Here is a 12,393-nt window from a genome sequence, read left to right on the forward strand (position 1 = left end):
TTTTCGAGATGCACTGTGATTGACGCAGGTGATCGGGGGCTTCGGCCTTCCTTCGCTTTCTCCGGCGGCGCTGGCCGCCTTAACGCAGACTTCTAGGGTTTTTCATGACGCGCTACATATTCGTCACGGGCGGTGTTGTTTCTTCATTGGGGAAAGGCATTGCCTCGGCTTCCCTGGCGGCCATCCTGGAAGCGCGGGGACTCAAGGTCACCATGCTCAAGCTGGATCCGTACATCAACGTCGATCCTGGCACCATGAGTCCGTTCCAGCACGGTGAAGTCTTCGTCACCCAGGACGGCGCCGAGACTGACCTTGACCTGGGCCACTACGAGCGGTTCATCCGCACGACCATGACCCAGAACAACAACTTCACCACCGGCCGTATCTACGAGCACGTGCTGCGCAAGGAGCGCCGTGGTGACTACCTGGGCGCGACCATCCAGGTCATCCCGCACATCACCGACGAGATCAAGCGTCGCATCATCAAGGGCGCCGGCGATGCCGACGTGGCCCTGGTTGAAATCGGCGGTACGGTCGGCGACATCGAGTCGCAGCCGTTCCTCGAGGCCATCCGCCAGTTGCGTTTCGAAGTCGGCGCCAAGCGCGCGATGCTGATGCACCTGACCCTGGTCCCGTACATCGCTACCGCAGGTGAAACCAAGACCAAGCCAACCCAGCACTCGGTCAAGGAGCTGCGCTCCATCGGCCTGCAGCCTGACGTGCTAGTGTGCCGCTCCGATCACCCCATCGATAGCTCGTCACGCCGCAAGATCGCCCAGTTCACCAACGTCGAAGAGCGTGCGGTGATCGCCCTGGAAGACGCAGATACCATCTACAAGATTCCGGGCATCCTGCATGCCCAGGGCCTGGATGATTTCGTCACCGAGCGCTTCGGCCTGCAGTGCGACAGCGCCGACCTGTCCGAGTGGGACAAGGTCGTCGATGCCAAGCTCAACCCAGAGCACGAAGTGACCATCGCCATGGTCGGCAAGTACATGGAGCTGCTGGATGCGTACAAGTCGCTGATCGAAGCGATGAGCCACGCCGGCATCACCAACCGTACCAAGGTCAACCTGCGCTACATCGACTCCGAAGACATCGAGAACCAAGGCACCAGCCTGCTCGAAGGCGCCGACGCCATTCTGGTACCGGGCGGTTTCGGCCTGCGCGGTGTCGAAGGCAAGATCACTGCGGTGCAATACGCCCGTGAGAACAAAGTGCCTTACCTGGGTATCTGCCTGGGCATGCAAGTTGCCGTGATCGAGTTCGCCCGTAACGTGATGGGCTGGAAAGACGCCAACTCCACCGAGTTCGACCGCAACAGCGGCCACCCGGTTGTCGGCCTGATCACCGAGTGGGCCGACTCTACCGGCGCCGTCGAGACCCGTACCGAAGCTTCCGACCTGGGCGGCACCATGCGCCTGGGCGCGCAGGACTGCCAGATCGTCTCGGGCTCCAAGGTTCACGATTGCTACGGCAAGGACGTGATCACCGAGCGTCACCGTCACCGCTACGAAGTGAACAACAACCTGCTGCCACAACTGATCGATGCTGGCCTGGTGGTTTCCGGTCGTTCCGAAGACGGCGCGCTGGTTGAGGTGGTCGAGTCCAAGGACCACCCATGGTTCGTCGCTTGCCAGTTCCACCCAGAGTTCACCTCGACCCCGCGTGACGGCCACCCGCTGTTCAGTGGTTTCGTCAAGGCAGCCCTGGCTCAGAAGAACAAGGCCTGATCAATGACCCAGAAGATCATTCGCGTCGGTAACATCGAGATCGCCAACGACAAGCCGTTCGTCCTGTTCGGCGGCATGAACGTCCTGGAATCCCGTGACCTGGCAATGAAGGTCTGCGAAGAGTACGTGCGGGTCACCGAGAAGCTCGGTATCCCGTATGTGTTCAAGGCCAGCTTCGACAAGGCTAACCGTTCGTCGGTGACGTCCTACCGTGGCCCAGGCATGGAAGAGGGGCTGAAGATCTTCGAGGAGATCAAGCGCACCTTCAACGTGCCGGTGATCACCGACGTGCACGAGCCTTACCAGGCCGAGCCGGTGGCCAAGGTCTGCGACATTATCCAGTTGCCGGCCTTCCTGTCGCGCCAGACTGACCTGGTGGTGGCCATGGCCAAGACCGGCGTGGTGATCAACATCAAGAAGGCCCAGTTCCTCGCGCCCCAGGAGATGCAACACATCCTGGCCAAGTGCGAAGAGGCGGGTAACGACCAGTTGATCCTCTGCGAGCGTGGTTCGAGCTTCGGCTACAACAACCTGGTGGTGGACATGCTCGGCTTCGGCATCATGAAGCAGTTCGAGTACCCGGTCTTCTTCGACGTGACCCATGCCCTGCAGATGCCGGGCGGTCGCTCGGACTCTGCCGGTGGCCGTCGTGCCCAGGTCACCGACCTGGCCAAGGCTGGCATGAGCCAAGGCCTGGCCGGCCTGTTCCTCGAGGCTCACCCTGATCCGGACAATGCCAAGTGCGATGGCCCTTGCGCCTTGCGCCTGGACAAGCTGGAGCCGTTCCTGACCCAGCTCAAGCAACTGGACGAGCTGGTGAAAAGTTTTCCGACGGTAGAAACCGCGTAAAGCTCATTTCTCGGGTAAAGTACCGCCCGTTCTCTCCCTGACCAAACGGTCAGGGAGCGCTTTCATCAGGCCTGCCTGCTGCATACCCTGCCTGATGAAGTGCAAGGATTTCCTAAGCTGCGTTGTTTTCGTCAATTCTGGAGTGCTTACAACAATGGCAAAAATCGTCGACATCAAAGGTCGTGAAGTTCTCGATTCGCGTGGCAACCCCACCGTGGAAGCCGATGTACTGCTCGACAACGGCATCATCGGCAGTGCTTGCGCGCCGTCCGGTGCTTCCACCGGCTCGCGCGAAGCGCTGGAGCTGCGTGATGGCGACAAGAGCCGTTACCTGGGCAAGGGCGTGCTGAAAGCCGTCGCCAACATCAACGGCCCGATTCGCGACCTGCTGCTGGGCAAGGACCCTTCCGACCAGAAGGCTCTGGACCGCGCCATGATCGACCTGGACGGTACCGAGAACAAAGCCAAGCTGGGCGCCAACGCCATCCTGGCTGTTTCCCTGGCTGCCGCCAAGGCCGCTGCCCAGGACCAGGACCTGCCGCTGTACGCGCACATCGCCAACCTGAACGGCACCCCGGGCCAGTACTCGATGCCGGTTCCGATGATGAACATCATCAACGGTGGCGAGCACGCCGACAATAACGTCGACATCCAGGAGTTCATGGTGCAGCCGGTTGGCGCCAAGACCTTCTCCGATGGCCTGCGCATGGGCACCGAAATCTTCCATCACCTGAAGGCTGTACTGAAGGCTCGCGGCCTGAACACTGCCGTCGGTGACGAAGGTGGCTTTGCGCCGAACCTGGCGTCTAACGAAGACGCGCTGGCCGCCATCGCCGAAGCCGTTGAAAAAGCCGGCTACAAGCTGGGCACCGACGTGACCCTGGCCCTGGACTGCGCAGCGTCCGAGTTCTATGAAGACGGCAAGTACAACCTGTCTGGCGAAGGCAAGTCGTTCGACGCCGAAGGCTTTGCCGAGTACCTGAAAGGCCTGACCGAGCGCTTCCCGATCATCTCGATCGAAGACGGCTTGGACGAGTCCGACTGGGCTGGCTGGAAGATCCTCACCGACAAGATCGGCGAGAAGGTGCAACTGGTCGGTGACGACCTGTTCGTGACCAACACCAAGATCCTCAAGGAAGGCATCGAGAAGGGCATCGGTAACTCGATCCTGATCAAGTTCAACCAGATCGGCTCGCTGACCGAGACCCTGGAAGCCATCCAGATGGCCAAGGCTGCAGGCTACACCGCGGTGATTTCGCACCGTTCCGGTGAAACCGAAGACTCGACCATTGCCGACCTGGCTGTAGGTACCGCTGCTGGCCAGATCAAGACCGGCTCGCTGTGCCGTTCCGACCGCGTCTCCAAGTACAACCAACTGCTGCGCATCGAAGAGCAACTGGGTGCCAAGGCGGTTTACCGTGGTCGTACCGAGTTTCGCGGTTAAGCAAGAGATGGTAAAAAGACAGCAGCCGGAGCTGTAGGAGCTTTCGTACTGAATTTTCCTACACTTGCAAAGGGTTTCTGTCGACGAAGCCTGGCCTCGGCCAGGCTTCGTGCTATTCGAGGCCCCGAAGTGAACAGTAAGCGGCGGTCTTTTTAACCTGGATACCTTGATGCGCAGTCCCTATTGGTTGTTCCTCGTTCTGCTTCTGCTGTTGGGTGGCCTGCAGTACCGCCTGTGGGTGGGCAATGGCAGCCTGGCGCAAGTGACCGAGCTCAAGCAGCAGATCGCCGAGCAGCACGCCGAAAACGAGCGTCTGCTTGAGCGTAACCGCGTGCTTGACGCAGAAGTCCTGGAGTTGAAGAAAGGTATGGAGACCGTGGAAGAACGGGCTCGTCATGAATTGGGGATGGTCAAAGAGGGTGAAACCCTCTTCCAGTTGCCGCAAAAATGACTGACACATTACCGGCCTTCTGGGCCGTGATTCCTGCTGCGGGCGTGGGTGCCCGCATGGCTGCCGACCGCCCCAAGCAGTACTTGCAACTGGGTGGGCAGACCCTTCTCGAGCATAGCCTCGACTGTTTTCTTGGCCATCCAACGCTCAAGGGCGTGGTGGTCAGCATTGCCGCAGACGACCCTTACTGGCCCAGCCTGCGCTGTGCCAGCGACCCGCGCATCCAGCGCGCGGCGGGCGGTCGCGAGCGTGCCGACTCGGTACTCAACGCGTTGCTGTTGCTGCATGCCCAAGGGGCTTCGGACAGCGACTGGGTGCTGGTGCACGATGCCGCGCGGCCGAACCTGGCGCGCAGTGACCTGGACAAGCTGTTGTCCGAGCTGGCAGATGACCCGGTGGGTGGCCTGTTGGCGGTGCCAGCGCGCGATACGTTGAAGCGTGCCGACAGCCATGGCCGGGTGAGCGCTACCGTAGACCGCAGCACCATCTGGCAGGCGTATACGCCGCAGATGTTCCGCCTGGGGGCCTTGCACCGCGCGTTGGCCGAGTGCCTGGTGTCGGATGTGGTGGTCACCGACGAGGCTTCGGCCATCGAGTGGTCCGGCCAGGCGCCGCGGCTGATCGAAGGGCGCAGCGATAATATCAAGGTGACCCGGCCGGAAGACCTTGAGTGGTTGCGCCAGCGCTGGGCGGGGCGCCGCTGACACTGTAATCCTGTGCTGGCCTCTTCGCGGGCAAGCCCGCTCCCACAAGGATCGCCTAGGCTTCAGGTGCGGCTCAGCGGCGCTAGCCTTGGCGGCTACACAGTTCGGGTGGGAGCGGGCTTGCCCGCGAAGAGGCCGGTACTGGCGACACATTCCCTCAGCCCAGTCGATACTCCGGCAACCCCGCCAACCCTTCCTTCAGATAATCCACCAGCCGCCTTACCTTCGGCGAAAGATGCCGCTGCTGCGGGTACAACGCCCACACCGCCGTATTCGGCGGCTGATGCCCCTCCAGCAGCGATACCAGTGCCCCCGTGTTCAGGTGCTCCAGCACGTAATAGTCCGGCAACTGGCACAAGCCCATCCCCAGCAACGCGGCGTCTAGTACGGCCTGCCCGCTGTTGCAACGCCAGTTTCCCTGCACCCGCTGGCTGATCTCGCGGCCATCCTGCTGCAGTGCCCACAAGTCCGAACTGCCAATCAGGCAGTTGTGCCGCGCCAGTTCCGACAGGCTGTGCGGCCTGCCGTAACGCTCCAGATACGCCGGTGAGGCGCACAGGTACATGCGCCGCGGCGCCAGGCGGGCGGCAACCAGCCTGGAGTCGGCAAGCCGGCCAAGGCGAATGGCCAGGTCCATGCCTTCATGCAGCAAGTCCAGCGTGCGGTTGCTCAGTTCCACTTCCACCCTCAACTGCGGGTACAGCGCCATGAAGCGCGTCACCAGCGGCACGATGAAGCGCTCGCCATAGGCCACCGCACAGGTCATGCGCAGCAGCCCCTTGGGCTCGCTAGCCAGGTCGCCCATTGCCCGCAGGGCTTCTTCACGGCCATCTTGCAGGCGTTGGCAATGCTGCAGAAAGGTCTGCCCGGCCTCACTCAGGGTGACGCGCCGGGTGCTGCGGTACAGCAGCCGCGTCTGCAGACGTTCTTCCAGGCGGGCGATCTGCCGGCTGATGTGCGAAGACGATACGCCCAGGCGCTCCGCCGCCGCGGTGAACTGGCCAGACTCGGCCACCGCCACGAATTCGTCGATGCCTTCCCAGCGGCTACTCATTGATTGTCCCTGTGCAGCAATAATGTTTTGTCTTTGCTTGGATTATTCATCAAAACACCCTGAATTACACTGCAAGACTGAATTGACCCCTTGTCTGGAGACCGTTGATGATCAAGTCCCGTGCTGCCGTAGCCTTCGAAGCCAAGAAACCCCTGGAAATCGTCGAAGTGGACGTGGCCATGCCCAAGGCCGGCGAAGTGCTGCTGCGCGTGGTTGCCAGCGGTGTCTGCCATACCGACGCCTACACCCTGTCCGGCGCCGACCCGGAGGGTATCTTCCCGTCGATCCTTGGCCACGAAGGCGGCGCGATCGTCGAGGCAGTGGGCGAGGGCGTGACCTCGGTGGCCGTGGGTGACCATGTGATCCCGCTGTACACCCCTGAGTGCGGCCAGTGCAAATTCTGCCGTTCGGGCAAGACCAACCTGTGCCAGGCCATCCGCGCCACCCAGGGCAAGGGCCTGATGCCAGACGGCACCACGCGCTTCTCGTATAAAGGCCAGCAGCTGTTCCACTACATGGGCACCTCGACCTTCTCCGAGTACACCGTGCTGCCAGAAATCTCCGTGGCCAAGATCCAAAAGGAGGCCCCGCTGGAGAAGGTCTGCCTGCTCGGCTGTGGCGTCACCACCGGTATCGGCGCGGTCATCAACACCGCCAAGGTCCAGCCGGGTGACACCGTGGCCATCTTCGGCCTCGGCGGCATCGGCCTGTCGGCGATCATTGGCGCCGTCAAGGCCAAGGCCTCGCGCATCATCGCCATCGACATCAACCCAGCCAAGTTCGAGATCGCTCGTCAGCTGGGTGCCACCGATTGCATCAACCCGAAAGAATACGACCGCCCGATCCAGGAAGTGATCGTCGACCTCACCGACGGCGGCGTGGACTTCTCCTTCGAGTGCATCGGCAACGTCCAGCTGATGCGTGCGGCCCTGGAATGCTGCCACAAGGGGTGGGGCGAGTCGGTCATCATCGGCGTTGCCGGTGCCGGCCAGGAAATCGCCACCCGTCCGTTCCAGCTGGTCACCGGTCGCGTCTGGCGCGGCTCGGCGTTCGGTGGCGTACGCGGCCGCAGCGAGCTGCCAAGCTATGTCGAAATGGCCGAGAAGGGCGAGATCCCGCTGGACACCTTCATCACCCACACCATGGGCCTGGAAGACATCAACAAGGCCTTCGACCTGATGCATGAAGGCAAGAGCATCCGCAGCGTGATCCACTTCTGAGGTCTGCCATGAACCTGGACAACATTTCTTGCCAGAAAAGCTTTGGCGGCTGGCACAAGCGGTACCGGCACCCGTCCAAGGTGCTCGGCTGCGACATGGTGTTCGCAGTGTATCTGCCTCCTCAGGCCGAACAGGGGGCCAAGCTGCCGGTGCTGTACTGGCTGAGCGGCCTGACCTGCACCGACGAAAACTTCATGCAGAAGGCCGGCGCCCAGCGCCTGGCCGCCGAGCTTGGGTTGATCATCGTTGCGCCCGACACCAGCCCGCGTGGCGAGCAGGTGCCGGGCGACCCGGATGGCGCCTGGGACTTTGGCCTGGGGGCCGGCTTCTACCTTAATGCCACCCAGCAGCCGTGGGCGCAGCACTACCGCATGCATGACTACGTGGTAGAGGAGTTGCCCGCGCTGATCGAGGCGCACTTCCCGGCCTCGGACCAGCGCAGCATCAGTGGCCACTCGATGGGCGGGCATGGCGCATTGGTGTGCGCCTTGCGTAACCCGGGGCGCTACCGTTCGATCTCGGCGTTCTCGCCGATCAGCAACCCGATGGACTGCCCGTGGGGTGAAAAGGCCTTCAGCCGCTACCTGGGCGAGGACCGTGCGCGTTGGCGCGAGTGGGATGCCAGCGTGCTGCTGGCCGAGACACCCGCGGGCAGCTGCCCGCCGTTGCTGGTGGACCAGGGCGACCGTGATGACTTCCTCGAGAAGCAGCTCAAGCCTGAGGCACTGGAGCAGGCCGCGCGCAAAGGGGGGCATGCACTGACCCTGCGCCTGCAGCCTGGCTACGACCATAGCTACTACTTCATCGCCAGCTTCATCGAAGACCACGTGCGCCATCATGCGAAGGCGCTGGGCCGGGTGTAAGGCGCAGCCCCAATACCGCACAAAGCAGGTAGAATCACGCCCTGACTCAATCAGGGCGTTTTTCTATGCGTATTGGCCACGGCTACGATGTGCACCGTTTCTGCGACGGTGATTTCATTACCCTGGGCGGGGTCCGTATCCCCCACAAACACGGCCTCCTGGCCCACTCCGACGGTGACGTGCTGCTGCACGCCCTGAGCGATGCCTTGCTGGGCGCTGCGGCGCTGGGTGATATCGGCAAGCACTTCCCCGACACCGACCCGCAGTTCAAGGGTGCCGATAGCCGTGCCTTGCTGCGTCATGTGGTCGCTATCGTCCAGGCCAAGGGCTGGAAGGTGGGCAATGTCGACGCCACCATCGTTGCCCAGGCGCCGAAAATGGCGCCGCACATCGAGACCATGCGCCAACTGATCGCCGAAGACCTGCAAGCTGAGCTCGACCAGGTCAACGTCAAAGCGACCACCACTGAAAAGCTGGGCTTCACCGGCCGTGAGGAGGGGATTGCCGTGCATGCGGTCGCCCTGTTGCTGCCAGCATGACCGAACTGGAACTGCTGGGCCCGCGTGCATCGGGTGAAGCGCTGGGCACTGCGGTGCTCAAGGCCGTGGCTGAAGACTTCCAGGTCGACGAGGTGCTGGATATCCCGCTGTCGGGCCAGGGTGAGCACCTATGGCTGTGGGTCGAAAAGCGCGAGCTCAACACTGAAGAAGCGGCCCGCCGACTGGCCCGCGCCGCAGGCGTCCCGGCCCGTTCGATCAGCTATGCCGGCCTCAAGGACCGCCAGGCCCTGACCCGTCAGTGGTTCAGCCTGCACCTGCCCGGCAAGGCCGACCCGGACCTGTCGCGTGCCGAGGATGCCAGCCTGCGCGTGCTCAAGCAGGTGCGTCACCAGCGCAAGCTGCAGCGTGGCGCGCATTCGGCCAACGGCTTCACCCTGCGCCTGACGGCCCTGGCGGCCGATCACGCTGCACTGGACGCGCGCCTGGAGGCGCTCAAACAGCACGGCGTGCCGAACTACTTCGGCAGCCAGCGGTTTGGCCATGGCGGCGGCAACGTCCATGACGCCCTCGACTGGGCGGCCCGCAAGGCGCTGCCAGAGCAACGCAATGTGCGTTCGCGTTTGCTTTCGGCAGGGCGCAGCTACCTGTTCAACCAGATTCTCGCCGCCCGGGTTGCCGACGGCAGCTGGGCCCGTGCGCAAGTCGGGGACCTGTTGGCCTTCACCGATAGCCGTAGTTTCTTTCCCGCGACCGAGCAGGAATGTTCCGATCCGCGCTTGGCGATTCTCGACCTGCATCCCACCGGTGCGCTGTGGGGCGAGGGCGAAACCCCCGCCGCAGGTGCCACTGCCGCGTTGGAAAGCGCAGTCGCCGCGCGGCAGCCGGCACTGTGCCATTGGCTGGCCCAGGCGGGCATGGATCACGAACGGCGCATTCTGCGGCTCCCTATTGGCGGCCTGACGTGGCATTATCCCGAGCCTGATATCCTGCAACTGGAATTCGTCCTTCCGGCCGGATGCTTCGCCACCGTGGTGGTGCGCGAAGTCGTGGATCTGGTGTCGGCAGGGCAGACGGACAGCCCATGCGTATTCTGATTTCGAACGACGACGGTGTTACCGCACCTGGCCTCGCCGCGCTGCACGCTGCGCTGGTGGATTATGCCGAGTGCGTGGTAATCGCCCCGGAGCAAGACAAGAGCGGCGCCAGCAGTTCGCTGACGCTGGACCGGCCGCTGCATCCGCAGACCCTGGCCAACGGTTTCATCAGCCTCAATGGCACGCCCACCGATTGCGTGCACCTGGGGCTCAATGGCCTGTTGCCGCAGACCCCAGACATGGTGGTGTCGGGGATCAACCTGGGCGCGAACCTGGGCGACGACGTGCTGTATTCGGGCACCGTCGCCGCTGCGTTGGAAGGCCGCTTTTTGGGCAACACGTCGCTGGCGTTTTCGTTGCTCTCGCGCCAGCCGGACAACCTGCCCACGGCGGCCTACATCGCCCGCCGGCTGGTGGAGGCGCAGTCGCGTCTCGCACTGCCGCCGCGCACCGTGCTCAACGTCAATATCCCCAACCTGCCGCTGGAGCACATCCGCGGCATCCAGCTCACCCGCCTCGGTCACCGGGCGCGGGCGGCGGCGCCGACCAAGGTGGTCAACCCGCGCGGCAAGGAGGGGTACTGGATTGCCGTGGCCGGCGATGCCGAAGACGGTGGCCCGGGCACGGACTTCCACGCGGTGATGCAAGGCTATGTATCGATCACACCGCTGCAGCTTGACCGCACCTTCAACGATGCTTTCGAACAGCTCGACGGTTGGCTGGAGGGCCTGCTCTGATGCGTGAGGACGATATGTTGCGCCGGGGTATCGGCATGACCTCCCAACGGACCCGGGAGCGGCTGATCCAGCGCCTGTGCGAAGAAGGCGTGGCGAACCCCAAGGTGCTCGACGCGATCCGCCGCACCCCGCGCCACCTGTTCGTCGACGAGGCCCTGGCGCATCGCGCCTACGAAGACACGGCGCTGCCGATCGGCCACAACCAGACCATCTCGCAGCCGTTCATGGTTGCGCACATGAGCGAGCTGCTGCTTGAGGCCGGGCCGCTCGACAAGGTGCTGGAGATCGGCACAGGCTCCGGCTACCAGACGGCGATACTTGCCCAGCTGGTGGAGCGGGTGTTCTCGGTGGAGCGCATCAAGGTGCTGCAGGATCGCGCCAAGGAGCGCCTGGTAGAGCTGAACCTGCGTAACGTGGTGTTTCGCTGGGGCGATGGTTGCGAGGGCTGGCAGGCGCTGGCGCCCTACAACGGCATCATCGTCACTGCCGTGGCGCCCGAGGTGCCACAGGCACTGCTCGATCAACTGGCGCCGGGGGGGCGCATGGTGATTCCGGTGGGCCCGGCAGGCGAGACACAGCAGTTGATGCTGATCGTGCGTGAGGAGCATGGGTTCTCCCGGCGTGTGCTAGGCGCTGTGCGCTTCGTGCCATTGCTCAATGGCCCGCTGGCCTGAACCACGGAATATTTACGCCAGCGACGAATTCTTGCGCCATTGCCCTGTCTATCTGGCGGGGTGATCTGCTATAGCTCTAGTGGCCTTTGCAGCCGTCCACCCAATACAGGTGGGCTCGGTTATAATTGCAACAATATTGCATTTCTTATCGTTATTTCGGTATTCGGCACCATGAGGGGAGCGCGGGTGGGTCACACAGTCATTCGGCAGCGCAAGGATTGGGCGGGTTTCAAGCTTCTGGTGATTGCACTGGCCATGGGCACCTTGCTGGCGGGTTGTTCCAACACCAGCTCGACAAGCGCGCGGGTGGTCGACCGTAACAATGCAGCGCCCAAGCGGCCGACGGTGACTTCCGGTCAGTACATCGTCAAGCCGGGCGATACGTTGTTCTCCATCGCCTTCCGTTACGGCTGGGACTACAAGGAGCTGGCCGCCCGCAACGGCATCCCGGCGCCTTACACCATTCGCCCTGGCCAGCCGATTCGCTTCAGCAGCGGCGCCGCGGGTAGCACCACGGTGGTGTCCAACCCTTCGTCTTCGAGCAAAACCACGGTCATTCGTCGCCCCGTCGGTAGCACCGGCACCGCCCCCAGCGGTAGCACCAAGCCGGCTACGACGGCCCCGACAACCAGTGCGCCGGTGGTCGCCACCGTGCCGGCAGCAGAGCGCGCGGTAGGCGGTTGGACCTGGCCGGCCAATGGCGTGCTAATTGGAAAATTTGCTTCAAACGGTAGTTTGAATAAAGGCATTGATATCGCCGGTGATTTGGGACAGCCTGTTTTTGCTGCGTCTGATGGTGCAGTGGTCTACGCCGGGAGTGGCTTGCGGGGCTACGGCGAGCTGATCATCATCAAGCACAGCGATACCTACGTCAGTGCCTACGGTCACAACCGCAGGCTGTTGGTTCGGGAGGGGCAGCAGGTCAAGGCTGGGCAGTCGATTGCTGAAATGGGGTCCACGGGCACTGATCGGGTGAAGCTGCATTTCGAGATTCGCCGCCAGGGCAAACCCGTCGATCCGCTCCAGTTCCTGCCACGTCGTTGATTGTTGTACCTGGCCTGTTCCTCTGA

The 12,393-nt window shown here is 62.9% G+C and carries 13 protein-coding genes; 12 read left to right on the forward strand and 1 reads right to left on the reverse strand.

All coding sequences use genetic code 11. The features are described 5' to 3' along the window. The first annotated feature begins 104 nt into the window (after positions 1-104). The 5 genes from pyrG (at position 105) to ispD (ending at position 5,181) form a co-directional block, all read left to right on the forward strand. Positions 105-1,733 (forward strand): CTP synthase, encoded by a 1,629-nt coding sequence (pyrG, locus tag AC5PZ0_RS21815; RefSeq protein WP_493855721.1) that lies wholly within the window; start codon positions 105-107, stop codon positions 1,731-1,733. A 3-nt stretch (positions 1,734-1,736) separates the two neighbouring features. Further along, a complete protein-coding gene (kdsA, locus tag AC5PZ0_RS21820) occupies positions 1,737-2,582 on the forward strand; it encodes a 3-deoxy-8-phosphooctulonate synthase (protein WP_027595809.1) in 846 nt (281 codons plus the stop codon). 154 nt (positions 2,583-2,736) lie between these two features. Next, entirely contained in the window at positions 2,737-4,026 is a 1,290-nt protein-coding gene (gene eno, locus AC5PZ0_RS21825) for a phosphopyruvate hydratase (protein WP_454242393.1), read from the forward strand. A 169-nt stretch (positions 4,027-4,195) separates the two neighbouring features. Further along, positions 4,196-4,477: a cell division protein FtsB gene (gene ftsB / locus AC5PZ0_RS21830; protein ID WP_004375443.1), complete on the forward strand. Its 282-nt coding sequence runs from the start codon at positions 4,196-4,198 to the stop codon at positions 4,475-4,477. Next, on the forward strand, positions 4,474-5,181 hold the full coding sequence (ispD, locus tag AC5PZ0_RS21835; protein ID WP_238216380.1) for a 2-C-methyl-D-erythritol 4-phosphate cytidylyltransferase: 708 nt from the start codon (positions 4,474-4,476) through the stop codon (positions 5,179-5,181). The genes ftsB and ispD overlap by 4 nt, the downstream gene beginning before the upstream one ends. Before the next feature lie 157 nt (positions 5,182-5,338). On the opposite strand, the gene AC5PZ0_RS21840 is transcribed toward ispD, so the two are convergent. Next, positions 5,339-6,235 (reverse strand): LysR substrate-binding domain-containing protein, encoded by an 897-nt coding sequence (locus AC5PZ0_RS21840; protein ID WP_493855722.1) that lies wholly within the window; start codon positions 6,233-6,235, stop codon positions 5,339-5,341. Positions 6,236-6,342: 107 nt separating this feature from the next. Here AC5PZ0_RS21840 and AC5PZ0_RS21845 point away from each other — a divergent pair, with 107 nt between their 5' ends. From AC5PZ0_RS21845 to AC5PZ0_RS21875, 7 genes are all read left to right on the forward strand, one after another. After that, positions 6,343-7,455, forward strand: coding sequence for an S-(hydroxymethyl)glutathione dehydrogenase/class III alcohol dehydrogenase (locus AC5PZ0_RS21845; RefSeq protein WP_027595813.1), 1,113 nt, complete (start codon positions 6,343-6,345; stop codon positions 7,453-7,455). 8 nt (positions 7,456-7,463) lie between these two features. Next, positions 7,464-8,318, forward strand: a complete 855-nt coding sequence (gene fghA, locus AC5PZ0_RS21850; RefSeq protein ID WP_493855723.1) for an S-formylglutathione hydrolase — start codon at positions 7,464-7,466, stop codon at positions 8,316-8,318. 65 nt (positions 8,319-8,383) lie between these two features. Beyond that, positions 8,384-8,857, forward strand: coding sequence for a 2-C-methyl-D-erythritol 2,4-cyclodiphosphate synthase (gene ispF, locus AC5PZ0_RS21855; RefSeq protein WP_027595815.1), 474 nt, complete (start codon positions 8,384-8,386; stop codon positions 8,855-8,857). Beyond that, entirely contained in the window at positions 8,854-9,912 is a 1,059-nt protein-coding gene (gene truD, locus AC5PZ0_RS21860; RefSeq protein WP_493855724.1) for a tRNA pseudouridine(13) synthase TruD, read from the forward strand. Before ispF ends, truD begins: the two co-directional genes overlap by 4 nt. Next, positions 9,900-10,649, forward strand: a complete 750-nt coding sequence (gene surE, locus AC5PZ0_RS21865) for a 5'/3'-nucleotidase SurE (RefSeq protein ID WP_099453148.1) — start codon at positions 9,900-9,902, stop codon at positions 10,647-10,649. Before truD ends, surE begins: the two co-directional genes overlap by 13 nt. A 35-nt stretch (positions 10,650-10,684) precedes the next feature. Next, the gene (locus AC5PZ0_RS21870) at positions 10,685-11,323 is read left to right on the forward strand and encodes a protein-L-isoaspartate(D-aspartate) O-methyltransferase (protein WP_172960402.1); all 639 of its coding nucleotides are present in this window, start codon (positions 10,685-10,687) and stop codon (positions 11,321-11,323) included. Between the two features lie 186 nt (positions 11,324-11,509). Continuing rightward, positions 11,510-12,367, forward strand: coding sequence for a peptidoglycan DD-metalloendopeptidase family protein (locus tag AC5PZ0_RS21875; RefSeq protein WP_493855725.1), 858 nt, complete (start codon positions 11,510-11,512; stop codon positions 12,365-12,367). Positions 12,368-12,393 lie beyond the last annotated feature (26 nt).

Source organism: Pseudomonas sp. 5.2, assembly GCF_059025405.1.